The organism is Pseudochrobactrum sp. sp1633 (genome assembly GCF_030376605.1).
Taxonomy (GTDB): domain Bacteria; phylum Pseudomonadota; class Alphaproteobacteria; order Rhizobiales; family Rhizobiaceae; genus Pseudochrobactrum.
Genome location: NZ_JARRAE010000004.1, coordinates 267,222 through 289,563, shown reverse-complemented (window position 1 = coordinate 289,563; position 22,342 = coordinate 267,222). Strand labels below are relative to the sequence as shown.

The 22,342-nt window shown below is 51.5% G+C and carries 24 protein-coding genes; 13 read left to right on the top strand and 11 right to left on the bottom strand.

What is annotated here, in order from left to right; translation table 11 throughout:
* Positions 1-11: 11 nt before the first annotated feature.
* Positions 12-887: a DMT family transporter gene (locus P8H26_RS06795; protein ID WP_289632137.1), complete on the bottom strand. Its 876-nt coding sequence runs from the start codon at positions 885-887 to the stop codon at positions 12-14.
* 100 nt (positions 888-987) lie between these two features.
* On the opposite strand from P8H26_RS06795, the gene P8H26_RS06790 reads away from it, so the two are divergent.
* Positions 988-1,488 (top strand): YaiI/YqxD family protein, encoded by a 501-nt coding sequence (locus P8H26_RS06790; RefSeq protein ID WP_289632136.1) that lies wholly within the window; start codon positions 988-990, stop codon positions 1,486-1,488.
* Positions 1,489-1,493: 5 nt separating this feature from the next.
* Here the strand turns inward: P8H26_RS06790 and P8H26_RS06785 are convergent, their stop codons facing one another.
* Together P8H26_RS06785 and P8H26_RS06780 are read right to left on the bottom strand one after the other, a co-directional pair.
* Entirely contained in the window at positions 1,494-2,114 is a 621-nt protein-coding gene (locus tag P8H26_RS06785) for a LysE family translocator (protein WP_289632135.1), read from the bottom strand.
* An 80-nt stretch (positions 2,115-2,194) separates the two neighbouring features.
* Positions 2,195-2,908 carry a TlpA disulfide reductase family protein gene (locus P8H26_RS06780; RefSeq protein ID WP_289632216.1) on the bottom strand — a complete coding sequence of 238 codons (714 nt, stop codon included), beginning with the start codon at positions 2,906-2,908 and terminating at the stop codon, positions 2,195-2,197.
* A gap of 44 nt (positions 2,909-2,952) precedes the next feature.
* On the opposite strand from P8H26_RS06780, the gene argH reads away from it, so the two are divergent.
* From argH to P8H26_RS06765, 3 genes are all read left to right on the top strand, one after another.
* A complete protein-coding gene (gene argH / locus P8H26_RS06775; protein WP_289632134.1) occupies positions 2,953-4,353 on the top strand; it encodes an argininosuccinate lyase in 1,401 nt (466 codons plus the stop codon).
* Positions 4,354-4,504: 151 nt separating this feature from the next.
* The gene (locus tag P8H26_RS06770) at positions 4,505-4,687 is read left to right on the top strand and encodes a lipoprotein (RefSeq protein ID WP_289632133.1); all 183 of its coding nucleotides are present in this window, start codon (positions 4,505-4,507) and stop codon (positions 4,685-4,687) included.
* Positions 4,688-4,779: 92 nt separating this feature from the next.
* Positions 4,780-7,314, top strand: coding sequence for a TIGR02302 family protein (locus P8H26_RS06765; protein WP_289632131.1), 2,535 nt, complete (start codon positions 4,780-4,782; stop codon positions 7,312-7,314).
* A 163-nt stretch (positions 7,315-7,477) separates the two neighbouring features.
* Here the strand turns inward: P8H26_RS06765 and hpt are convergent, their stop codons facing one another.
* Complete coding sequence (gene hpt / locus P8H26_RS06760) at positions 7,478-8,023, bottom strand: hypoxanthine phosphoribosyltransferase (protein WP_289632215.1); 546 nt, start codon at positions 8,021-8,023, stop codon at positions 7,478-7,480.
* A gap of 301 nt (positions 8,024-8,324) precedes the next feature.
* Here hpt and ftsE point away from each other — a divergent pair, with 301 nt between their 5' ends.
* From ftsE to ppa, 5 genes are all read left to right on the top strand, one after another.
* Positions 8,325-8,984: a cell division ATP-binding protein FtsE gene (gene ftsE, locus P8H26_RS06755; RefSeq protein WP_308446654.1), complete on the top strand. Its 660-nt coding sequence runs from the start codon at positions 8,325-8,327 to the stop codon at positions 8,982-8,984.
* Positions 8,977-9,972: an ABC transporter permease gene (locus P8H26_RS06750; RefSeq protein ID WP_289632130.1), complete on the top strand. Its 996-nt coding sequence runs from the start codon at positions 8,977-8,979 to the stop codon at positions 9,970-9,972. The genes ftsE and P8H26_RS06750 overlap by 8 nt, the downstream gene beginning before the upstream one ends.
* A gap of 99 nt (positions 9,973-10,071) precedes the next feature.
* Positions 10,072-10,833 carry a YdcF family protein gene (locus tag P8H26_RS06745; protein WP_289632129.1) on the top strand — a complete coding sequence of 254 codons (762 nt, stop codon included), beginning with the start codon at positions 10,072-10,074 and terminating at the stop codon, positions 10,831-10,833.
* A 223-nt stretch (positions 10,834-11,056) separates the two neighbouring features.
* A complete protein-coding gene (locus P8H26_RS06740) occupies positions 11,057-11,890 on the top strand; it encodes a 1-acyl-sn-glycerol-3-phosphate acyltransferase (protein ID WP_289632128.1) in 834 nt (277 codons plus the stop codon).
* 112 nt (positions 11,891-12,002) lie between these two features.
* Positions 12,003-12,536, top strand: coding sequence for an inorganic diphosphatase (ppa, locus tag P8H26_RS06735; protein WP_289632126.1), 534 nt, complete (start codon positions 12,003-12,005; stop codon positions 12,534-12,536).
* Positions 12,537-12,624: 88 nt separating this feature from the next.
* Here ppa and P8H26_RS06730 read toward each other — a convergent pair whose 3' ends face one another.
* Together P8H26_RS06730 and P8H26_RS06725 are read right to left on the bottom strand one after the other, a co-directional pair.
* A complete protein-coding gene (locus P8H26_RS06730; RefSeq protein WP_289632124.1) occupies positions 12,625-12,918 on the bottom strand; it encodes a YggT family protein in 294 nt (97 codons plus the stop codon).
* A gap of 169 nt (positions 12,919-13,087) precedes the next feature.
* A complete protein-coding gene (locus P8H26_RS06725) occupies positions 13,088-13,627 on the bottom strand; it encodes a gamma-glutamylcyclotransferase (protein ID WP_289632213.1) in 540 nt (179 codons plus the stop codon).
* 314 nt (positions 13,628-13,941) lie between these two features.
* Between P8H26_RS06725 and P8H26_RS06720 the strand changes: the two genes are divergently transcribed.
* Positions 13,942-14,958 carry a DUF2125 domain-containing protein gene (locus P8H26_RS06720; protein ID WP_289632123.1) on the top strand — a complete coding sequence of 339 codons (1,017 nt, stop codon included), beginning with the start codon at positions 13,942-13,944 and terminating at the stop codon, positions 14,956-14,958.
* Between the two features lie 217 nt (positions 14,959-15,175).
* On the opposite strand, the gene P8H26_RS06715 is transcribed toward P8H26_RS06720, so the two are convergent.
* Both P8H26_RS06715 and hisC read right to left on the bottom strand, forming a co-directional pair.
* Positions 15,176-16,108, bottom strand: a complete 933-nt coding sequence (locus P8H26_RS06715) for a prephenate/arogenate dehydrogenase family protein (protein ID WP_289632122.1) — start codon at positions 16,106-16,108, stop codon at positions 15,176-15,178.
* A gap of 1 nt (position 16,109) precedes the next feature.
* Positions 16,110-17,219, bottom strand: coding sequence for a histidinol-phosphate transaminase (gene hisC / locus P8H26_RS06710; RefSeq protein WP_289632212.1), 1,110 nt, complete (start codon positions 17,217-17,219; stop codon positions 16,110-16,112).
* Positions 17,220-17,538: 319 nt separating this feature from the next.
* On the opposite strand from hisC, the gene P8H26_RS06705 reads away from it, so the two are divergent.
* Together P8H26_RS06705 and metW are read left to right on the top strand one after the other, a co-directional pair.
* Complete coding sequence (locus P8H26_RS06705; RefSeq protein WP_374708243.1) at positions 17,539-18,720, top strand: homoserine O-acetyltransferase; 1,182 nt, start codon at positions 17,539-17,541, stop codon at positions 18,718-18,720.
* 5 nt (positions 18,721-18,725) lie between these two features.
* On the top strand, positions 18,726-19,400 hold the full coding sequence (gene metW, locus P8H26_RS06700) for a methionine biosynthesis protein MetW (protein ID WP_289632121.1): 675 nt from the start codon (positions 18,726-18,728) through the stop codon (positions 19,398-19,400).
* A gap of 8 nt (positions 19,401-19,408) precedes the next feature.
* On the opposite strand, the gene P8H26_RS06695 is transcribed toward metW, so the two are convergent.
* The gene (locus P8H26_RS06695) at positions 19,409-20,188 is read right to left on the bottom strand and encodes a class I SAM-dependent methyltransferase (protein WP_289632210.1); all 780 of its coding nucleotides are present in this window, start codon (positions 20,186-20,188) and stop codon (positions 19,409-19,411) included.
* 147 nt (positions 20,189-20,335) lie between these two features.
* Positions 20,336-20,605 (bottom strand): hypothetical protein, encoded by a 270-nt coding sequence (locus P8H26_RS06690; protein WP_289632209.1) that lies wholly within the window; start codon positions 20,603-20,605, stop codon positions 20,336-20,338.
* Positions 20,606-21,014: 409 nt separating this feature from the next.
* On the opposite strand from P8H26_RS06690, the gene aqpZ reads away from it, so the two are divergent.
* A complete protein-coding gene (gene aqpZ / locus P8H26_RS06685; protein WP_289632208.1) occupies positions 21,015-21,701 on the top strand; it encodes an aquaporin Z in 687 nt (228 codons plus the stop codon).
* 84 nt (positions 21,702-21,785) lie between these two features.
* Here aqpZ and P8H26_RS06680 read toward each other — a convergent pair whose 3' ends face one another.
* Positions 21,786-22,337 carry a TerB family tellurite resistance protein gene (locus tag P8H26_RS06680; RefSeq protein WP_289632119.1) on the bottom strand — a complete coding sequence of 184 codons (552 nt, stop codon included), beginning with the start codon at positions 22,335-22,337 and terminating at the stop codon, positions 21,786-21,788.
* Positions 22,338-22,342 lie beyond the last annotated feature (5 nt).

Below are 22,342 nucleotides of genomic sequence, written 5' to 3'. Positions count from 1 at the left end.
GACCGGCGGCTTTAAGCTGCCGGTTTTTTCTTTTGTAAAGTTGCCAGCGCCACACCGAAAGTGGTCAGCACCATACCGGCAATCTGCACCAGCGTCAGGGTTTCCCCAAACAGCAGATAGGCCATAATCGCAGCCGTCCCCGGCACCAGATAAAAGAACGAGGCGACTTTTGACACTTCGCCCTGCCCGATCAGAACTAACAGCAGCAAAATCGCACCGATTGACAGGACCAACACCAGCCAGACCATTGCAAACAGCAGTTCCGGTGACCAGATCACCGTCTGCGTTTCAAAAGCCAGCGATAACAAACCGGTCAAAATCCCCGCCGCAATATATTGCACGGTCGTGCCGGTTCTCAGGTCAATCTTCACAGCAAAGCGTTTTTGCCAGACTGTACCGATACTGATCGCCATGACCGCTGCCAGCGCCGCGCTCAGCGTTGCCGGATTAATACCGCCGGAACTGAGCGAGAATTTCGGTGCAACCACCAGCGCCACACCGCAAAAGCCGATCAGCAGCCCCAGCCATTGCCGTGGCAGCACGACCTCACGTAAGAATAAAGCAGCAATCAAAGTGGTAATCAGTGGCTGCAAGCCGGAAACCAGCGCCGTCATACCAGCAGGTAAACCATGACGCACCGCCCAGAACACACCGGAGAGATAAATACCGTGAATGAGGCAGCCGACAATTGCGGCGTTTACAAGCCCGCGCCCGTCCGGCCAGCGGGCACCGCTGAGCCAAGCCCAGACGGCGAGAATAGCCGCAGCAATAAAGAACCGTGCGGTCATAAACCAGAACGGCTCGGCATAGGGCATAGCAAGCCCCGCACCGATAAAACCGGTTGCCCAGAGAAAGACGAATAAAGCAGGGAAATATTTGACTGGCATGATCTGTTCCACGAACTATACAATCGGCTTATCCCTGCCGCTCTGCCTCGCCAAGCGTTAAACGCTTGCCATTCACATTTGGCTTTGCCATGAAGCATGAATGACACACTCCGACGAAAACAAAACCATCTGTATTTATGTTGATGCTGATGCCTGTCCGGTTAAGAACGAGATTTACAAAGTTGCTGAGCGCCACCGCATCAGAACCTTTGTGGTCGCCAACAGCTTCATCGCCACGCCTCGTGATGAGCCGCTGATTGAACGTGTGATCGTTCCGAGCGGTCTTGATGTGGCCGATGACTGGATTGCCGAGCGATCACGTGTCGGTGCGATTGTTATCACCGCGGATATTCCGCTGGCACACCGCGCTGTCACTGCCGGTGCTGTTGCACTTGCACCGGATGGCCGCTTGTTCAGCGCGGCCAATATCGGCAATATTCTTGCCACCCGCAATCTGATGGATGAACTGCGCTCCGCTAATCCGGTTTCATCCGGTCAATTCGGCGGATCAAAGCCGTTTTCACCCCGTGACCGTTCTGCTTTTCTCTCAGCGCTAGATCTCGCCATCGTACGTCTGAAGCGCGACGGTTTCACCGCATAAACGGATCAGCTGGTACGCATTGTTGCCGTTGCCACACCGGCGCCAATCAGCAACGTACCGCCGGTGCGGTTGAAAGCACGCAGTACTCGCGGGCTTTTAAACAACGTACGTGCACGATGCGCTGCAAAAGCATAGAGAAACGCATTACTGAAAGACAGCACCAGAAATGTGGCTTCAAAAATCAGCATCTGCGTCCAGAAATCGCCATGTCTGTCGAGAAATTGCGGCAGGAAGGCCACGAAAAACGTGATGCTTTTCGGGTTGAGGGATGTCACCAGCCATGCATGCGCCAGCATTTTCACAGGCGATACATCCGCATCCCGCGCTTCTGCCTGCATTGAGGCACCGGAACGGAATAATTTAATACCAAGCCAGATCAGATAGGCCGCACCAAGCCATTTCACGATTGTAAATATTGTGGCAGAGGCAGCAAGCAATGCACCAATGCCGAGCATCGACAATGTCATGGCCGTAAAGTCACCGAGCGCCACGCCGGCGGCCATCGGCATGGCAGTACGCCAGCCCTGCCCCAAAGCATAGGAAACCACCAGCAAAATGGTTGGCCCCGGTATCACCAGCAAAACAATTGATGCAGCCGTGAAGGCAAGCCAGACATCCAGCCCCATAGAAAATCCCCCTTAAGACCTTCAGCAGAGCAGAAAATCCAAATCCTGTAAAATCACATTATACAAGATTTGGCGACCAATCAGTTGCGCAGGGTCTTGGCCGCTGTAATCAGATTAACAGCGTCCTGCCCCGCCCAGTGTGCTGGTCCGTTCATTGCCGCAATCTGACAACCGGTTTCATCAATCAGCAAAGTTACAGGCAAACCAAAAGCCAAACCTCTGCGTTTCAAATCATTAAAAACAGTCAGACTGGCATCACGGTAAAAGCCGAGCTTCTGCACGCCGATCTCATTGAGGAAGTTTTTCGGCTTGGACACATCGCCGGTATCGATATTCAGCGCCACCACTTCAAAATCGTCACTGCCCTGTTCTGCCTGCAACTTATCCAGCGCAGGCATTTCTTCACGGCACGGCGCGCACCAGCTCGCCCAGAGGTTCACCAGCAGGGTCTTGCCCTTCATATCGCCGATCGAGGTTTTTGATCCGTCAGGCGCATCAAATTGCAGATGTGTCAGCAAAGCAGGCTTATCGGATGGTTGCATTCCGGCAACTTCACCGGTTGCAGCAGCGGAAAGTTTAGCTAACTGTTCCTGATTCAATGCACATTTTGCATCATCTGCGCCTGCTGCTGCGGCATTACTAGCCGTATTCTCTGTCGGAACAACATTGCCAGAAGGCTGCTCCATCACGTATACCGCAAGGGCACCGGCCAGAAGTCCGGCAATACCGGCGAACAAAATCATCTTCGGGCTGATTGCGCTTTTCGGTTTTGTCTCTTTATTATCTTCGGCCATAATATCGTTCTTTTTACTCAAAGTTTCGGCTCAGGTATGCGCGCATGACGACAGAAAAATCCAGCAACCAAATGTGGGGTGGCCGTTTCGCCTCAGGTCCTTCTGCCATTATGGAAGAGATTAATGCTTCGATCGGTTATGACCGCAAACTCTATGCGCAGGACATTGCCGGATCGCTGGCGCATGCTGCCATGCTTGCCAAAACCGGCATCATCTCTGCTGACGACCACAAACAGATCTCCGATGGTCTTAATACCATATTAGCCGAGATCGAAAATGGCAAATTTACCTTCTCGCGCAAGCTTGAAGACATCCATATGAATGTGGAAGCCCGTCTGGCCGATCTGATCGGCGCTCCGGCCGGTCGTCTGCACACTGCCCGTTCGCGTAATGATCAGGTGGCGCTGGATTTCCGCCTCTGGGTCAAGAATGAGCTGGAAAAAACGGCTGTCTCGCTGAAAGTGCTGATTGAAGCCTTTCTCATCCGCGCAGAAGAACATGCAGCAACTGTTATGCCGGGCTTCACCCATTTGCAGACAGCACAGCCGGTCACTTTCGGGCATCATTGCATGGCCTATGTGGAAATGTTCGGCCGCGATTTGTCCCGCGTGCGCGATGCGATTGAACGCATGAATGAAAGCCCGCTCGGTGCCGCTGCACTGGCCGGTACCGGCTTCCCGATTGACCGCCACATGACTGCTGAAGCGCTTGGCTTCCGCGAACCGACCCGTAACTCCATCGACAGTGTATCCGACCGTGATTATGCACTGGAATTCCTGTCGATTGCTTCGATCTGCGCAACGCATCTGTCGCGTCTGGCCGAAGAAATCGTGATCTGGTCAACCTCGCAGTTCAATTTCATCTGCCTGTCCGATGCTTTCTCCACCGGCTCCTCGATCATGCCGCAGAAGAAAAATCCGGATGCCGCAGAACTGGTGCGTGCCAAGACCGGCCGTATCACCGGCTCACTGGTCGGCCTGCTGATGGTGATGAAAGGCTTGCCTTTGGCCTATTCCAAAGACATGCAGGAAGACAAAGAAGCGGTTTTTGACGCAGCCGAATCCATCGAACTGGCACTGGCTGCCATGAGCGGCATGGTTTCCGATCTGACCGTGATTGAAGCTTCGATGAAAAAGGCTGCCGGTTCCGGCTATTCCACTGCAACCGATCTCGCAGACTGGCTGGTGCGCGCGCTTGGCATGCCGTTCCGTGAAGCCCATCACGTCACTGGTCGTGCAGTGGCTCTGGCAGAATCGAAAAAAACCGATCTGTCCTCACTGACGCTGGAGGACATGCAGTCGATTCATCCGCAGATTACCGATGCTATTTTCGGCTTCCTGACTGTGGATAAATCCGTGGAAAGCCGCCAGTCCTTCGGCGGCACCGCACCACAGGAAGTACGCAGCCAGATCAAATACTGGAAAAACCGTCTGATCAAGGCCTGATACTGCACTTGAGAGGACAGTGCCAATTGCGCATTGTCCTCTTCAAACTGTTGTGTATTTTTTATCGACAGTTTGCCTTGATGTATAATTCAGCTACAACTGCCGGCAGATTTTACAGATGCCCCGCACCTCAATTTCAGGAAAAAGCCCTATGAATAGCCGCGTATTCATGACCTCTGTCATCATGCTTGTTGCGCTTAGTAGTATTGTTACCGGTTGCGGTCGTCGCGGCGCGTTAGAAGCCCCAAGCAATGCCACCGTGCATGACGACTGGCGCAAAACAGATAAAAAGGCTGTCGAAGAAAAACCATTTATTCTGGATAAGCTGATCTGAAGCACATGCAAAACGTGTGAAGCGATTTTCGGATCAAAGACACGTTCATTCATAAAGACAAAGCAGCTTCAGAAACAGTGGGAACCGGATCTTTGATACCAGAATCCGAAACCAGACCTCTCGGGAAAACAGACAGCAAGCTGTACCGCTTGCGCGTCAAAGCTGCGCTGGTCTTGTGTTTTGAGCGCCTTTGGCCACTGGTACTACCTGTTCTGCTTTTAGCTGCATTATTGCTCAGCTTGGCTTGGCTCGGCCTGTTTCAGGCCATGCCGCGCTGGCTGCATCTCATGGTCATAGCGGGTTTTGCACTGGTCTTTGGCTATGCATTAATCCGGTTCCGGCACTTTCGCTTGCCCGATGATCAAACGGTCAACAGCCGTCTGGAGCGGGAAAACGGCCTGCAGCACAGCCCGTTGCAGCTGGCCGATGACAAGCTTGCCGGACAAAGCGATGATCCGCTGGCGCAGGCGCTGTGGCAGGAACACCGCAAACGTATGGCTGCGCTGACGGACAGGCTGCACGGTTTTCTCCCGCATCCTGATATTCCGCAGCGCGACCCCCACGCATTCCGTGCAGTGGTGATTTTGCTATTTGCTTCAACCGCTGCTTATTCTTTCAGCCCGCTATCAGGCAAAGTCAGCGATCTGTGGAATCCGCCTGCCGGATTTGCAGGCCCCGAAGGCCGTGTTGATGCATGGATCACCCCGCCAGCCTATACGGGAAAAGCACCGGTTTTTCTGAGTGCCAATGATGCGCAAGATGCAAAGCCGGTTGAGATTCCGCAGGGCAGTATTTTAAGCATCCAGATCAATGGCAGCACCCGCAACCAGCTGACGCTGAGTGACAAGGACGGCCAGTCGCAGACTGTCGAAGCCAAACCGGCGCCGAATACGACAAAAACACAGAACAGTACAAATTTTGAGCTGCCGCTAAAGAAAACAGTGACTGCAAAACTTCAGGCGGGCTCCCGCCAGCAGACATGGCAGTTCAATATCACACCGGACACGCCGCCGGTGGCTGAGTTTACCCGCAATCCGACCTATGCACTCAACGGCACTCTGGAGCTGCATTATAAAGTGACCGATGATTATGGCGCAGTAAAATTACAGCCTGACATAAAGCTGCTGGAAAAGCAGAGTGATGATGCGCAATCGCTGACAGGTGCGCCGGAACTGCGGCTAACCATACCAAAACGCGGTAAAAACAGCACAGACGAAACCACAGCGCTTCAGGATCTAACCATGCATCCGTGGGCAGGCAAATATGTCTCCCTGCAATTGCAGGTGACCGATGATGCAGGACAGACAGGAACAAGCAAAGAAATCCGCTTTGTGCTGCCGCAGCGCCCGTTTATCAATCCGCTGGCACGCGCAGTTGCAGAGCAGCGCCAAGTGCTGGCGCTCGACAGCAACCAAAAAACGCCGGTGATCCAGATGCTGGATGCACTGACCATGCATCCGCAAACCACTATTGCCAATATCAGCCATTATTTAGGCCTGCGCTCAGTGCGGGAACGCCTGAAGCTGGCACGCAATGATGAGGATCTGCGTGAGATCGTCAGCTATATGTGGAATGTGGCGCGCGGCATTGAAGACGGTCAGCTTTCAGACGCGGAAAAAGCCTTGCGTGCAGCGCAAGAGGCTTTAAGCCAGGCACTGCAAAACAATGCAGGTCCTGAGGAAATTGCTCGTCTCACACAGGAACTGCGCGAGGCCATGAACCGCTACTTAAACGAAATGGCGCGCAGGCAGCAGACCAATCCGAATAAAAATGCACAGAACAACCCCAATACCCGCGTGCTCAGCCAGCGCGATATTGACCGGATGATGCAGCAGATTGAAGACCTCGCCCGCTCCGGCAATCATGCTGAAGCGCAGCAGATGCTATCGCAATTGCAGGAAATGCTGAACAATCTTCAGCCCGGCCAAAGCGCTCAACAAAGTCAGGGTCAGGGGCAAGGTCAGGGTCAGGGCAACGGTGCACAGCAACAGCTGAACAAACTCGGCGATCTGATGCGTCGTCAGCAAGAACTGATGAATGAAACCTTCAAACTGGATCAGAAGTTGCAGGAGCAGACCGATGATTTCAGCTATGATGGTGAAGGCGAAGAACAAACCAACCCGCAGAACGGTCAGTCGCGACAGGAAACCGAGCAGGCACTGAAAGACCTGCAACAGCAGCAGCGCGATTTGCAAAATGAACTGAATGCACTGACCGACCAGTTGAAACAGCAAGGTCTGGAATCCTCAAAGGAAATGGATCAGGCACAGAATTTCATGGGTCGTGCGGGACGTTCACTCGGAAATGGTGAAAGCGGTCAGGCCACAGACCAGCAGGCCGAAGCGCTGGAAGCGCTGCGTCGCGGTGCCCGTTCGATGATGCAGCAAATGCAACAGGCGCAGGGACAAGGCGAAGGTCAGGGGCAGCAGAACGGTGAGGGTCGCGATCCGCTGGGGCGTGAGACCGGTCAGGGCACCTCAGAAGGCACCGGTAATCAGCTGCCAAATCAAATTGATATCCAGAAAGCCCGCCGCATTCTTGATGAAATTCGCAAAAAGCTCGGCGATGCGTTAAGCCCGCAGCAAGAAAAAGACTATCTGGAACGTCTGCTGCAACGCGATCAATAAAGCATTTCCAGAAAAAGTGCGAAGCGGTTTTGCGTTGGATAATGCGCAAAACAAAAGGATAGAGCGGTTCCAAAAATTCAGACTTAACTGGAACCGCTCTATTTCATAAAAAAAGCCGCCCATAACACTGAGCGGCTTTTTAAATTCAGCAGTCGGACAGTGTTTATTCCTGTGCATCCATTACGCGACCGACATAAGGCAGCTGACGGAAAGAATGCGCCACATCCATGCCGTAACCGACAACGAAATAATCCGGACATTCAAACGCTGTGAAATCCGCATAGAGATCAAGCTTGCGATGACCCGGCTTATCCAGCAGCACGGCAATGCTGACGCTGCGCGCACCGCGTGACATCATCAGTTCACGCACAAAACTCAGTGTTTTGCCGGATTCCAGAATATCGTCGATCAGAAGAATATCGCGCCCTTCAACTTCACTGTCGATATCGCGCACCAGACGAATATCTCCGCCCTTTGTACCGGCGCCGTAGCTGGACACGGTAATAAATTCCACATCCGGCTCAACACCGGCATCATGCATGGCGCGGATCAGGTCTGCCGCAAAAATAAACGAACCTTTGAGGATAGAAACCGCCAGCGGACGTTCCAGCTTACGCTCTGCAATTTTTTGCGCCAGTTCGCGGTTGCGCTCTGCAATCTGCTCCGCACTGAACAGCACTTCAAGATTTCTGCCACCTACATAAGGCATAAACACTTCTCCGGTCATAATCCGTTCCTGCCTGAGCAAGCCCTGCAAGAAAAAAGTAGCTGTTACAGTACTACGCCTTTTACCGAAAGGGCAGTTTTACATTATTTGCACCTGTCCCGCATCAAATCTGCGTTTTATCCGGTTATACAATACGAGTGTGCAAACGCAGAGGCACAAAATTTCTGTTCTTTTTTCAACCTCAAAATGCCAAACTTGCATGCAGATTAACGCAGGATTAACCACAAGGGTCAATGTTCGGCAGCCATAAGCAAACCGGCAAAAAACATCGGGAAAATAATCAGTGATTCGCTTTGAAAATGTAGGTCTGCGCTATGGTATGGGATCGGAAATCCTTCGGGATGTCTCCTTTCATATTCCGCCGCGCTCCTTTCAGTTTCTGACCGGCCCGTCAGGGGCAGGTAAAACATCGCTGATGCGTCTGCTTTTTATGGCGCTGAAACCAACGCGTGGCCTGATTACTATTTTCGGCAAAGATATTTCGACCATGCAGCGCAGCGAAATTCCGCTGTTGCGCCGCCGCATCGGCATTGTGTTTCAGGACTTTCGTCTGCTCGACCATATGACCACCTATGAGAATGTTTCCCTGCCTTTGCGTGTTCGCGGCAAGGAAGAAGCGACCTACCGGCATGAGGTGCAGGAACTGATGCACTGGGTTGGTCTCGGTGACCGGATGCATGTGTTGCCACCGGTTTTGTCCGGTGGTGAAAAACAACGTGCCGCCATTGCCCGTGCGCTCATCGACCAGCCGGAAATTCTGCTTGCCGATGAGCCGACCGGTAATGTTGATCCGCCGCTGGCACGCCGCCTGCTGCGCTTATTCGCTGAACTTAACCGTTCCGGCACTGCTGTGATTATCGCCACCCATGATCTGACATTGATGGATCAGGTGGATGCGCGTCGCATGATTCTCGATCAGGGAAGGCTGGATATTTATGGCTGACCTGCGCGCAACAATTGATCATTATCACGGGATTTTTCTCGAACTGCTTGGCAAGCGTAAACGCGAAAAGCGCGGCCCTACCCCGATTGTGCCGCCTGTCAGTGTTTCAGGCACCACGCTGATAACAGTCATCGCAATCATGACCTTTCTCGCCTGTATCACCATCGGCGGGGTTAGTCTGGTGCGCGCTTCCGCTGCCCAGTGGCAGAGCCAAATTTCACGCGAAGCAACAATTCAGATCCGCCCGATTGAGGGGCAGGATATGGAAGCAGCGCTTGCACAGGCCGGTAAAATTGCCTCTGGTTTTGCCGGTGTAACAAGCACGCATACTATCGACCGCGCAGCAACAGCACGCTTGCTGGAGCCTTGGCTTGGCACCGGTCTGGATATTGACGAATTACCAGTGCCTCGTCTTGTCGTCGTCACTATTGACGAACAGAATCCGCCGGATTTTGAAACCTTGCGTACTGAGTTGCAAAAGAATATTCCGGGTGCCAGCTTTGACGATCACCGCACTTGGGTGGATCGTCTTGTCTCTATGGCGCACACAACCGTGCTAATCGGTATGGGCGTGTTGATCCTGATGTTGTCTGCAACTGTGCTGACCGTTATCTTTGCAACGCGTGGCGCTATGGCCGGTAACAGCCATATTATTGAAGTGCTGCATTTTATCGGCGCTGAAGCCCGTTTCGTTGCACGGGAATTTGAATGGCACTTTTTCCGCACCGCGCTCAAAGGTGCCTGCTTTGGCGGCGCAGCAGCCTTGCTGATTTTTCTCATCATCTCTTGGTGGACAAGCCGCAATCTGGCAACACCGGAAGGCGATCAGGCCGCAGCTCTGTTCGGCAGCTTTGCAATCGGACGCGAAGGCTATATCGGCATTGCAGCGACAATCATTGTTGTCAGCATACTCACAATGCTCACCAGCCGCCTCACCGTGATACGGCACTTAAAAGATATGGACAGCATCAGCGGCAGCAAAGAATAATCTCTGTTTTTGCGCTGTGCTCCGCATTATACTAAAAGACCGATTTGCGCAGGTTGTATTAATCTGCGCCGATAAAGGAAATGAACAGGCCAAACGGCAATGCATGTGCACAACAAGGCTTCTGACCCTGCGGATGATAACCGGCAGGACACTTCGCAACCGGCAAAGCTTGCCGGTGAGGAAGCCCGTAAGCATGCCCAAAAAAACGGTTTTATCCGCCATTGGCTGAAACGCCTGCGCAGGCGCATTCCGCCCGTTGCCGTTGTGTTATTCTCGCTGATCGTCGCGCTGGGCATCGGATTTGTAATGTTCAGTGAGCATGTCAGCAATTTGCAGGCGCCACCTGCAGATCAAAAAGCCGATGCGATTATTGTGCTGACCGGCGGAAAATCGCGTATTGAAACGGCGCTGGAGCTGCTGTCGGACAAACGTGGCGAACGGCTGCTGATCAGCGGCGTTCACCCGTCGACCAAGCGCGAGGCCCTGCAGCGTGTTACCAGAACAGACCCTGCGCTCTTCGCCTGCTGTGTTGATCTGGATCGTTCAGCCCTCAATACAATCGGCAATGCGGTTGAGAGCGCTAAATGGATTAAGCAGCATAATTATAAACGCATTTTCATCGTGACAAATAATTATCACATCCCGCGATCCATTCTGGAACTGTCCAGACAGGTCAGAAATGTGGAACTGATCCCCTATCCGGTGATCAACAGTGACCTGAAAAACAATAACTGGATGCGTCAGGGTGATACGCTGCGCGTATTGTTTACGGAATATATCAAATATATCGGTGCCCTTGCTCATATCAATCTCGGACAGACCGATTGGAGCATTTTCGATACCCAAAGCGAGAACCATTAGAGCGACCTTTGTGCGCCCAATGGGCCACCCGCGCTCTAATATTGCCCGTATTCATGTCTTTAATTGATAACCGGTGAAATTTCTTCTATTTGAAAGACCGTTCCGGTTTTAAACGAAACCGCTCTGGATTTTATTTGGTCGCATTTTCACGGTCGTCAAGTTGATCCAACTTAACTGTGAAATGCTCTCTCTGCTTTGCGCTTTAAAAAGGCTGACAATCAATATGCTCATAGCCATCCGGTCAGTGCTGTTCAATCTGGTGTTCTATATCAGCCTGATCATCCAGATGATCCTGTTTCTCCCCTTCACTTTGTTTGTGCCCCGCAAAAAAGCATGGTTCGTCCCGAAGTTCTGGGCACGCTCCAACCTCTTTTTGCAGAAATACATTGTCGGCACGGATTTTGTGGTTGAGGGGGCAGAGAACCTGCCGGAAGGGGCTTATATTTGTGCGCCGAAACATCAGTCTTTCTGGGATGTCTATGCATTTTTGTCTTACACACCGGATCCGGTTTATATTCTGAAACGTGATCTGATGCGTATTCCGCTTTTTGGCTGGTATCTCAAGAAAATGCAGATGATCCCTGTCAATCGCGGCACCGGCATCAAAGCCCTGCACTCCATTTCCGGCGGCACACAGCAGGCTATTGCTGACGGGCGCCAGATCATGATTTATCCGGAAGGCACCCGCCGTGCGCCCGGCGCGCCGCCAGCCTATAAATACGGTATTGTGCATCTTTATACCAATCTCGGTCTGCCGGTTGTGCCAATTGCCCATAATGCCGGTCTTTACTGGCCGCGTCGTAAATTTCTGCGCTATCCGGGCACCATCCGTTGCCGTATTCTGCCACCGATTGAAGCGGGTCTGGATAAGGAAGTCTTTTTACAGCGCCTGATTGAAGCTACAGAAACAGCGTGTGACGAGTTTCTGGTACAAGCCTCACAGGATAAAAACGCACCGCCTATGCCGCCGACAGCCAAAGCCCGTCTTGCGGAATTGCAGGCTCTTAAAGAGAGGCAAACAAATTCTGCTGCACCGGAAACTGATGCTGAAGCATAACAGCGTTCAGAATTTCACGAGCATGACAATAAGCCGCTTTATCTGAAATTGCGTTTTTGTTGCACGGTTTCACGAAAACCGATATCAGAACGCCAAATGAAAGGACACGCCCATGAATATTGATGCCATTTCCATCGGCTCCAACCCTCCTGAAGATGTTAACGTCATCATCGAAGTACCGGTCGGCGGACACCCGATCAAATACGAGATGGACAAGGATGCCGGTGCTCTGATCGTCGATCGTTTTCTCTACACACCGATGACCTATCCGGGCAATTACGGCTTTGTTCCGCACACTTTGTCGGAAGATGGCGACCCGATTGACGTTCTGGTTTGCAACACCCGCCCGCTGATTCCGGGCTGCGTGATCAATGTGCGCCCGATCGGCGTTCTGGTCATGGAAGACAATGCCGGTAAAGACGAAAAAATCATTGCCGTACCGTCACCAAAGCTGACCCGTCGTTATGAAAAGGTTCATAACTACACAGACCTGCCGGAAATCACTCTGCAGCAGATCGCTCACTTCTTTGAACATTACAAAGATCTGGAGCCTGGCAAATGGGTTAAGATCGGTGATTGGGGCGATGAAGATTACGCACGTAAATTCATCGTTGAAGCGATCGAACGCGCTAAAAAAGCTAAATAACATTTGAGGCCACGGCCAGTCTCCCAAGTGGCCATATGCTTCAATCACAGATAATAAAAAACCCGCTTTTAAGCGGGTTTTTTATTGATTAGCTTAAGAGCATCGGTGCCAGTGTCGTCCACATGAACTGGCGAAGAAAGAAAATCGCCAGCAACAGCACAATCGGTGAGATATCAATACCACCGAGATCCGGTAAAATTTTACGGATCGGCCGCAATGCAGGCTCCGTCACTTTGTACAAGAATTCGCCGATTGAGGCCACAAAGCGGTTGCCCGAATTAACCACATTAAAAGCATACAGCCAGGAAAACACCGCACTGGCAATGATGATCCAGGTGTAAATATCCAGCGCCAGATCAACGGTGCGCAAAATTGCGATCATAAATGTCTCCTACTCAGTCAGACTGTTCACTGTGCCAGCACAAGCTTTAACATGTCCCAAATTCAGCATGTCAGGCAAAGGGTAAAACACATTTAAACAGCAGCATCACCAATCACAAGATCAGAAGCCGAAAAAGTCTTTTGAAGGTGTGGTAAAACCGGTAATTTTCTCAGCCTGCTGATGGATACATCAGCTTTAAAACGGCTTCCAGACGCTCGTCCCGGATATCCATCGCCTGCAAATGGCGCGCGGTGTTGATGACATAATCACAATTTGGTCCGGCCTGACCACTGGCACGCCCGACCATCATTGCTTTATCCTCATCACTGAGAAGTCCCGCATATTGCTGATGCGCAGGATCAGCCACATAGACCAGCGCCTCAACATGACGGCCATCGGCCAGTTCGACACCAAGCCAGCTTTCAATATAAACACCGCTGATCTGCTCACGCTGGCGCAAATAATCCAGCACCGGCAGCCGGTTTTCTGCTTCAACCCGAAAAGCCTGACCGTGGCAAATCCCGCCCCGATCAAGTCCAAGCACCAATCCGGGTAGCTCCGGTGTGCCACGATAAACATGAGAATAGATGCATAATGACCGGCTGAATCCATGCAGCAATGCCGGACTGTTTTCTGCGCTGTCAAAACCCGGACGCCACATCAGTGAGCCGTAACCAAAAACCCACAGATCGGAACCGGAATCCGCTATTTTATTATGTATCAATATATCCGAATGCGAACTGTGCTCTGAAGTCATTTGTTTGCTTTTGCTTGTCTCTGGAAATTCATATAATGCATAGTAAACATACGAATGCAGATTATATCCTGCATTCGGCACATCCCGACAGGCGAACATTTTTCACATAATCCCTTATGAAGAAAAAATGTGCTGCCAAGCGATCCTTATCTGAAAAACAATGCCGCTATGGCATGTTTCAGCACAGGATTGTGAGTAAACATGATTATAAAAGAGTTCCTTTGATCTGTCAGCAGACAACTCTTTGAAATCCGAGAGGCTTGGCTATGGTAGCTAAATCGCGCCCTTCCCCGCAAAGCTCACGACGCATGACATGGGGCATTATTATTGCCCTTATCCTCGTCGTTTTATACACGGCGGGCTGGTTCTATCTCGCATCAATGGCAAAAGAGCGCGTCCGCACCGAACTTGCCAGCGCTGCAGGTCAGGAAGAAACACTGGACTGCCAGTCGCTTTCAGCGCGCGGCTATCCTTTTTCTCTTTATGTAAGCTGCTCCGGCGTCAATTACCGCGACAAAAATCAAACATTCAATATTGCTTCCAGTGCTGTTGATGTCGGTGCTTCAGTATTTTCATTCCGCACGGTACAAACACAGCTCACGGGGCCTGCTGCCATCGCCCTCTCCGGTGCTGATCCGGTCAAAGCCGACTGGGGCAAGCTGACTGCCTCTGTTCGTATGAACGGCCGCTCACCGCAAGACATCAGCCTCACTTCAGAAAATCTGCTCCTTCAAACAGTAAAAACAAACAATACAGAAGCCGCTCCGGCGCTCTCCCTGCTCGGCCTGCAATTTGATCTGAACAGCGTTGATGAGCCGCTCAAAATCAAAATGACCTTTGATGATCTGCGCGTGACCGGTGACAAAGCTCTGTCTGCCCTGCCTGAACTCGACGGCATGCTGGATATCACCTCACCGGCAAGCCTTGCGTCGTTCAAAGAGCCTGATGAAAATGGCAGTGTATTACGCGGAAAATCTCTGCAGCTCAATCAGATGCTGTTCCTGCTTCCTTCCGGTGCCAGTGTCAGCATCAGCGGGCCTGCTTCCGTAGACAGTCAAGGGCTGGCCAATGCAGATTTAAAAATCCGCCTGACCAATCCGGCAGCCATCGGCACAGTTCTGCAAGCAGCCTTTCCTGATCAGGCCAAGAATATCAACACCGTCGTGTTTGCTCTCGGTTCCATGCCGAAAGATGAAACAGGTGCAACCATTGTTCCTGTCATAGTCAAAGAGGGCAAGATAAGCGCCGGCTTTATTCCCTTAGGACGCATGCCGCTTCTCTGATACAAAAAAACCCGCCGAAATGGCGGGTTTTTTATTTTCATACAATCCAACACAAAGTCTGGAACAAAAAGCGTTAGACCGCAGCGAAAATGGTGGTTTCGAGAACCGGAGCGCAGTGTACTTAAATGTACATGAGCACCGGAAGCGTAGAAATTGCCATTTGCAGCCAAGTATAACGACTTTTAGATCAGACTTTAGGCTTGCTTGCAGCTTCGCATTATTTCGTTGGCTTGCTTGCAGCTTCGCGGCCAAAGTTTGGTGCATCCACTTCCTGACCTGCATCAATAATACCACGGCGGATCGCACGGGTACGCGTAAACAGGTCAAACAGCGCATCGCCGTCACTCCAGCGGATCGCCCGTTGCAAAGATGCCAGATCTTCCGAGAAACGCCCCAGCATTTCCAGAATAGCATCTTTATTATGCAGGCAGACATCGCGCCACATTGTCGGATCAGACGCTGCCAGACGGGTAAAATCGCGGAAACCGGAAGCCGAATATTTGATGACTTCCGATTCCGTTACCTTTTCCAGATCATTGGCCGTGCCAACAATATTATAGGCAATAATATGCGGCAGATGCGAAACGATCGCCAGCACCAGATCATGATGCTGCGGATCCATCTGATCCGTTTTGGAACCACAAGCTTCCCAAAACGCATTGAGCTTTGCCAGCTCATCAGCATCCGTATCCGGCAGCGGTGTGAGAATACACCAGCGATTGATGAACAGATCAGCAAAGCCAGCATCCGGCCCCGAATATTCCGTACCGGCAATCGGGTGTCCCGGAATGAAATGCACATAATCCGGCAATTCTGGCTGCATCTGCGCAATCACAGAACCTTTTGTGGAGCCCACATCGGTCACGATCGCACCGGCTTTGAGGCTTCCGGCAATCTGGCTGGCAACCAGACCGGAGGAGCCCACAGGCACGGAGACGATCACCAGATCGGCATCGCGGACAACTTCTGCATTATCCGTTGTATAGCTGTCGCCCAGTCCCAGTTCTTCCGCGCGTTTCAGCGTTTCAGGACTGCGGGTAGCAATAGCAATATGACCGGCCAGACCTTCACGACGAATGACACGAGCCAGCGACGAACCGATCAGACCAATACCGATCAGCGCAATTTTATTAAAATGAATATCAGACATATCAGGACTTCAAAAATTCAGTGAGAGCGGCAATCACACCGCGATTGGCTTCTTCCGAGCCGATGCTCATCCGCAGGGCTTCAGGGAAGCCATAGGATGTCACGCGACGCAGAATATATCCCTTGGACTGCAGATATTCATCGGCCTTGGCGGCAGACTTGTTCTGAGTATCAGGGAAATGCACCAGCAGAAAATTGGTAACCGATGGTGTAACTTTCAGGCCGAGCTTGGTGAACTCGTCTGTCAGCCACTGCGCCCATTCAGCATTGTAAGCGCAAGCCTTCTGCACATGATCACGGTCACGGATCGCCGCAGTACCGGCAGCAATCGCCGCGCTGTTCATGTTGAAAGGCCCGCGGATACGGTTCACTGCATCCGTGACATGCGATGGTGCATACATCCAGCCAATGCGCAGAGCAGGCAGCCCGTGAATTTTCGAGAATGTGCGGGTCATCACCACATTATCGCTCGCAGAGACCAGCGCCACACCGGCATCATAATCATTCTTGCGCACATATTCAGCATAGGCCGCATCCAGCACCAAAAGAACATTTGCTGGCAGCGCAGCATGCAGACGCTTCACTTCCTCAAATGGTACATAAGTGCCGGTCGGGTTGCCCGGATTGGTGATGAAAACAACTTTGGTCTTATCTGTAACAGCGGCCAGCACCGCATCCACATCAATCACCGTATCATTTTCTTTCACGATAACCGGCTTTGCACCGGCAGCCAGTGTCTGGATTTTATAAACCAGAAACCCGTGATCGGTAAAAATCGCCTCATCACCCGGTGCAAGATAGGTCTGACACAGCAGGCCGAGCAATTCATCCGAGCCATTGCCGCAAAGAATATTCTCAATATTCAGCCCTTGCGTTTCCGCAATAGCCTGACGCAGAGCAATAACCTCGCCGTCCGGATAAGAACTTAGGTAATGATCGGTTGCACGATAAGCTTCAACAGCATGCGGGCTTGCACCCAGCGGGCTTTCATTGGCAGACAGCTTGTGTACCTTGGCAACACCGTGAACAGTGGCTTTACCTGGAACATAAGCGGCAATATCCATGACGCCGGCTTTAGGTGTCGGGCGTTGAGCTTTCGCGAAATCGTTCATCATTCTTATCCAATATTAAGAGCCTGTATTGTTGAAAGTGACTATTCATGAAACAACGTAGCAGACTATATTATCAGCAATAAAGACCGATAAACCTCTGATACGCGATTTGACCTAAGCGGAATAAACCGCATCGCATAACAAGTCGAGAGAAACCTTGACTTTAAGACCCGATAGCCCCTAGAGCGGTCTATATTCCGTTTGGATCACCGTGCCTGCTCTGGTTTCTTTAATTTGTCGCATGATCATGCGATCAGGTTACTCCAGCCTGATCATGAAATGCTCTCGCTACAGTTCAAATTCAAAAGCATACGTGTCTATGACAATATCAGCTGAAACTGCCGCCTCAACAGACAACCGCAATCAGGAAGCTGTTCAGCCGAACAGCCCGGTGGTGTATTTTGGTGAAGACAAACCGCTGCAACTCGACAGCGGTTCTGTCCTGAGCCCGTTTCAGATTGCCTATCAGTCCTATGGCACACTTAACGCTGATAAGAGCAACGCAATCCTGATCTGCCACGCGCTGACCGGCGATCAGCATGTTGCCAGCACCAACCCGATTACCGGCAAAGACGGCTGGTGGACCACATTAGTCGGCTCCGGAAAGCCGATCGACACAGACCGTTATTTTGTGATCTGTTCCAATGTCATCGGCAGCTGCATGGGCTCAACTGGCCCTGCTTCCGTCAATCCGGCAACCGGCAAACCCTACGCGCTTGATCTGCCGATTATCACCATAGGTGATATGGTGCGGGCACAGGCCATGCTGGTAGAGCATTTCGGTATTCAGCAATTATTAGGCGTCGTCGGCGGCTCGGTCGGTGGTATGCAGGTGCTGCAATGGGCATCGAGCTATCCTGAAAAAGTTTTCTCGGCTGTTGTGCTTGCCAGCGGCGCGCGACTATCAGCGCAGAATATCGCCTTTAACGAAGTTGGCCGTCAGGCTGTGATGGCCGATCCGCTCTGGCTCAATGGTCAATATCTCACTCAATCCGATACAGTGCCGCGCAAAGGGCTTTCCGTTGCCCGTATGGCTGCGCATATCACCTATTTATCGGAAACCGCACTGCACCGAAAATTCGGACGCAATCTGCAGGACCGTACCAATATCACCTTCGGTTTTGAGGCTGATTTTCAGATTGAAAGCTATCTGCGCTATCAGGGCAATAGCTTCGTCGACCGGTTTGATGCCAATTCCTATCTCTATCTGACGCGCGCTATGGATTATTTCGACATGGCAGCAGAACATAACGGATTGCTGGCTTCTGCTTTCACCGGCACAAAAACCCGCTTTTTCGTGGCGTCCTTCTCCAGCGACTGGCTGTTTCCGACCTCGGAAAGCCGTCTTGTTGTTCATGCCCTCAATGCTGCGGGCGCTTCTGTTTCCTTTGTCGAAATTGAAACGGACCGCGGTCATGATGCCTTTTTGCTGGATGAGCCTGTATTATTTTCAACGATCGACGGCTTTATCCGTTCTGCAGCCCGTGCGAAAGGCCTGTAACCGGCATGACTGACATCAAGGCTGAGACATCAAACGGAATTTCAGTTTTCGGACAGGAAAATACTGAAAACCTGCATATTCATAATCGCGTCGATTTCGATATTATCGCCTCGCTGGTGCGCCCCGGTACACGGGTGCTGGATGTCGGATGCAGTGACGGTGAATTGCTGCAGCTGCTGCGCGATACGCGTAAAGTTGACGGCCGCGGTGTTGAGCTGTCGCAAAGCGGTGTGAACCAGTGCCTGATGCGCGGGCTATCGGTTATTCAGGGCGATGCTGACCGCGATCTGGTTTATTATCCGGATTCCAGCTTTGATTATGTGATCCTGTCACAGACATTGCAGGCAACGCTTAATCCGAAAAAGGTTCTGAGCGAATTATTGCGCATCGGTGAGCGTGCCATCGTCTCTATTCCCAATTTCGGCTATTGGCGTGTGCGTGGTTCACTCATGTTCCGCGGACGGATGCCGGTGACCAAAGAACTGCCGTTCAGCTGGTATGATACGCCGAATATTCATTTCTGCACTATCCGTGATTTTGTCGATATGACGAAGGAAGTCGGTGCAACGGTTGAAGATGCAGTGGCACTGAACCGTAACGGCGAGCGCATGCCGTTCAGCCTGCCTTGGGGCATGTGGAACCTGCTTGGTCAGCAAGCGGTTTTTCTGCTCAAGCGCTGAGTATAGTTTTATAAACCGGACCGTTCCCTTTGATCATGAACGGTCACTTTAACCGGCTGCTGCCGTGCGGTTCCTTGCGGGGTGAGTACCGGCACAAAAACGCGCCGTGATGAGCGTTTCAGCACCGGCAATCCCTGATAAAGGCGCTTATGTGCCTCACCAATCACCACTCCGCCAAACAGCGGCCACAGACGTGTGCCGACAGTTTCGATCAGACCGGATGATTGTTGCAGCCAGCGCCAGCGTGTCGGCGGCACATGCAGCGCATTGACCACTTTACCCGGTGTGAAATTTGCCTCACGAAAAGCCTGCAATAATTGCCCGCGGCTGAAGGGGCGTCCGCTGCCGAAAGGCGTGTGCTCCATTCGTGCCCAAACACCACGGCGGTTCGGCACGACCACAATCAACTGTCCGTTCGGTGACAAAACACGCCACATTTCTTTCAGCGTTTCTGCGCTGCTTTCTGAAAATTCAAGCGTATGCACCAGCAAAATGCGGTCAACAGAACTGTCAGGCAATGGCAGTTCTTCATCATAGACCAGTGCGGTGCTCAGTGCCGCATCATGCGGCCAGCCCGTCGCGCCCTGCCGTGCAGGCATAAAAGCGAAAGCACGCTCAGCGCGGGATGCATAATGATCGAGATAGGGCAGCGTATAACCAATACCGACAAGCCGCTCCTGCGGCATCGGCAGCCATAAAGGCTCCAGCGCAGAAGAGATTGTGGAAACAGCCAGCTTGCCCAGAGCTGTCGCGTAAAATGATTGCAGCTCAATAATATCCAGATGCATCATCTATCCTGAATCAAAACAGCTACAGACAAATCACCAAGCGTGTCGCGTTAATCTTAATCACGGCACACTCCGGTTTCCTAAAAATATCGCATGGCCACAGACGTTAACCGAAATCTTTTATACCAGCGAAATGCTCAAGCATTTTTATTCCCAGCAGCCAAGGTTTTTGCCTTTAAGATTATGTGAATCAATTTCCATAATCAGCGCCGGATCTTCCCGCATCAATGCGTAATAAGCACGTTGCTTGAAGTTGATTTTCTGCCAGCCGGCACATTCTTTAGGCAGCTCAACTTTTTCAATTGTTACTTTTTCTGTCCAGGCCGTTGCGGTTCCTGTGCAGCCCGCCAGCAAGGCGACCAGAGGCAAACAAAGCAATCTGGCATTAAAAACATGTCGGCGCTCAAACATAGACATCAATACCGGTACTCCGGAAACCGTTAGGGTATTATCCCGAAACTTCAGAGAACGGCCTGCGCCGTTCACACTTTGTTAAGACGTTACAACACTTTAAAACACCGTAACAGACTGAAAAATCAAACCTGCTTATAATCATGTGATCTGCACACAGTAATCTTTACTGCCCTGCTATACCTGCACGAAAACCGGGCTCTTTTTCCGTTTAATACCTTCAGCTATTTTATAATAATTATAATATAGAACGCAATATTTCCTTTGAAGACAAATATTTACACCAATTGTGTTCAAAAAAAGACTGTTCAATCTTGAGAAATCTGTCCATATTCATGGGGCAATAATATTCCGTTCCAGATTTTCAGTTTTTCTCAACCGTTTACGGGGAATGAACATGCAAGATACGCCTTCCATGATGAATAAACTATCAGCGGAATGTTTCGGAACATTCTGGCTGGTCTTCGGCGGCTGCGGCAGCGCTGTACTCGCAGCTGCATTTCCTGAACTGGGCATTGGCTTTGCCGGTGTTGCGCTGGCATTTGGTCTGACTGTTCTGACAATGGCTTACGCCGTGGGGGGAATTTCAGGCGGGCACTTCAATCCCGCAGTCACACTCGGCCTCACTCTGGGCGGTCGCTTTGAGGCGAAAGACCTTATTCCTTACTGGATTGCCCAAGTCGTTGGCGGCATCATTGCAGCCGCTATCCTTTATTTTATTGCCAGCGGCAAAGCTGATTTCAGCGCAGGCGGTTTCGCATCGAATGGTTACGGCGAATTGTCTCCGGGCAAATATGGCCTTGGCGCAGCTTTTGCGATTGAAGTGGTTCTGACTGCCTTCTTCCTGATCATTATTCTCGGTTCCACATCATCCCGTGCTCCGGCCGGTTTTGCACCGATTGCCATTGGTCTGGGACTGACGCTGATCCATTTGATCTCGATCCCTGTAACCAATACATCGGTTAATCCGGCACGCTCCACTGCAGCAGCACTATTTGCAGATACAGCGGCGATCAGCCAGCTCTGGCTGTTCTGGGTAGCACCGCTGATCGGCGCAGCAATCGGCGCCATCATCTGGAAAGGTCTGCTCGCAAAAGACTAATTTGCAGCAACAATAAAATAAAAGGCCGTCTTTGACGGCCTTTTTTATCACGATGCATTATGTCCGCTACATGCGGAGAACCGGTTAATCGGCCTTATCATTCTCAGCGACCAGATCAACATGAGGCTCCGGTTTTTCACCGGTCGGCAAAGCTGCCAAGGCATCGCGCATCGCTTGCGAACGCTCGGCCACCCGCAATTTCAGCCCGATACGCTGCTGCTGATCAACGCCCATCAGCTCCGCAATCCGCCACATGATATTATCTTCGATCTCGCCCACATCACCATCGGCATAGACCATTTCCCAAAGCACTTCGATAAAACTCAAACGGGCAGGCACATCGAGATGACGTTTTAACACGCTGGTAAATCGATAAAGATCAATGGATTCCTGATCAGCCGTTTCAGCAGCTTTGATCAGAGCCTGCAGATCATCTCCCTGCAAGTCGTAGGCCTGTGACAGCAAATCAGACAAACGTTTGCGCTCTTTATCATGCTGTTCGCCATCCGCTTCAATCACATGAAACATCAGGGCTGCCGCTGCCAGACGCGGGTCTTCATCTAAAAATGTCTGTTTTTTCTTAGCGGAATCCAAGCCTGGTAATTCTTTGAAAAAACTCAACAGACGCTCAAACATACATG

Excerpts from the sequence above, each read along its gene's own strand:
- P8H26_RS06790 (WP_289632136.1), top strand. The coding sequence starts at position 988 with ATGACACACTCCGACGAAAACAAAACCATCTGTATTTATGTTGATGCT.
- aqpZ (WP_289632208.1), top strand. The coding sequence starts at position 21,015 with ATGATGAATAAACTATCAGCGGAATGTTTCGGAACATTCTGGCTGGTC.
- P8H26_RS06705 (WP_374708243.1), top strand. The coding sequence starts at position 17,539 with ATGACAATATCAGCTGAAACTGCCGCCTCAACAGACAACCGCAATCAG.
- P8H26_RS06680 (WP_289632119.1), bottom strand. The coding sequence starts at position 22,337 with ATGTTTGAGCGTCTGTTGAGTTTTTTCAAAGAATTACCAGGCTTGGAT.
- hisC (WP_289632212.1), bottom strand. The coding sequence starts at position 17,219 with ATGAACGATTTCGCGAAAGCTCAACGCCCGACACCTAAAGCCGGCGTC.
- P8H26_RS06780 (WP_289632216.1), bottom strand. The coding sequence starts at position 2,908 with ATGGCCGAAGATAATAAAGAGACAAAACCGAAAAGCGCAATCAGCCCG.
- P8H26_RS06690 (WP_289632209.1), bottom strand. The coding sequence starts at position 20,605 with ATGTCTATGTTTGAGCGCCGACATGTTTTTAATGCCAGATTGCTTTGT.
- hpt (WP_289632215.1), bottom strand. The coding sequence starts at position 8,023 with ATGCCTTATGTAGGTGGCAGAAATCTTGAAGTGCTGTTCAGTGCGGAG.
- P8H26_RS06695 (WP_289632210.1), bottom strand. The coding sequence starts at position 20,188 with ATGCATCTGGATATTATTGAGCTGCAATCATTTTACGCGACAGCTCTG.
- P8H26_RS06770 (WP_289632133.1), top strand. The coding sequence starts at position 4,505 with ATGAATAGCCGCGTATTCATGACCTCTGTCATCATGCTTGTTGCGCTT.
- P8H26_RS06750 (WP_289632130.1), top strand. The coding sequence starts at position 8,977 with ATGGCTGACCTGCGCGCAACAATTGATCATTATCACGGGATTTTTCTC.
- P8H26_RS06730 (WP_289632124.1), bottom strand. The coding sequence starts at position 12,918 with ATGATCGCAATTTTGCGCACCGTTGATCTGGCGCTGGATATTTACACC.
- ppa (WP_289632126.1), top strand. The coding sequence starts at position 12,003 with ATGAATATTGATGCCATTTCCATCGGCTCCAACCCTCCTGAAGATGTT.
- P8H26_RS06715 (WP_289632122.1), bottom strand. The coding sequence starts at position 16,108 with ATGTCTGATATTCATTTTAATAAAATTGCGCTGATCGGTATTGGTCTG.
- P8H26_RS06740 (WP_289632128.1), top strand. The coding sequence starts at position 11,057 with ATGCTCATAGCCATCCGGTCAGTGCTGTTCAATCTGGTGTTCTATATC.
- P8H26_RS06745 (WP_289632129.1), top strand. The coding sequence starts at position 10,072 with ATGCATGTGCACAACAAGGCTTCTGACCCTGCGGATGATAACCGGCAG.
- P8H26_RS06795 (WP_289632137.1), bottom strand. The coding sequence starts at position 887 with ATGCCAGTCAAATATTTCCCTGCTTTATTCGTCTTTCTCTGGGCAACC.
- argH (WP_289632134.1), top strand. The coding sequence starts at position 2,953 with ATGACGACAGAAAAATCCAGCAACCAAATGTGGGGTGGCCGTTTCGCC.
- P8H26_RS06720 (WP_289632123.1), top strand. The coding sequence starts at position 13,942 with ATGGTAGCTAAATCGCGCCCTTCCCCGCAAAGCTCACGACGCATGACA.
- P8H26_RS06785 (WP_289632135.1), bottom strand. The coding sequence starts at position 2,114 with ATGGGGCTGGATGTCTGGCTTGCCTTCACGGCTGCATCAATTGTTTTG.
- metW (WP_289632121.1), top strand. The coding sequence starts at position 18,726 with ATGACTGACATCAAGGCTGAGACATCAAACGGAATTTCAGTTTTCGGA.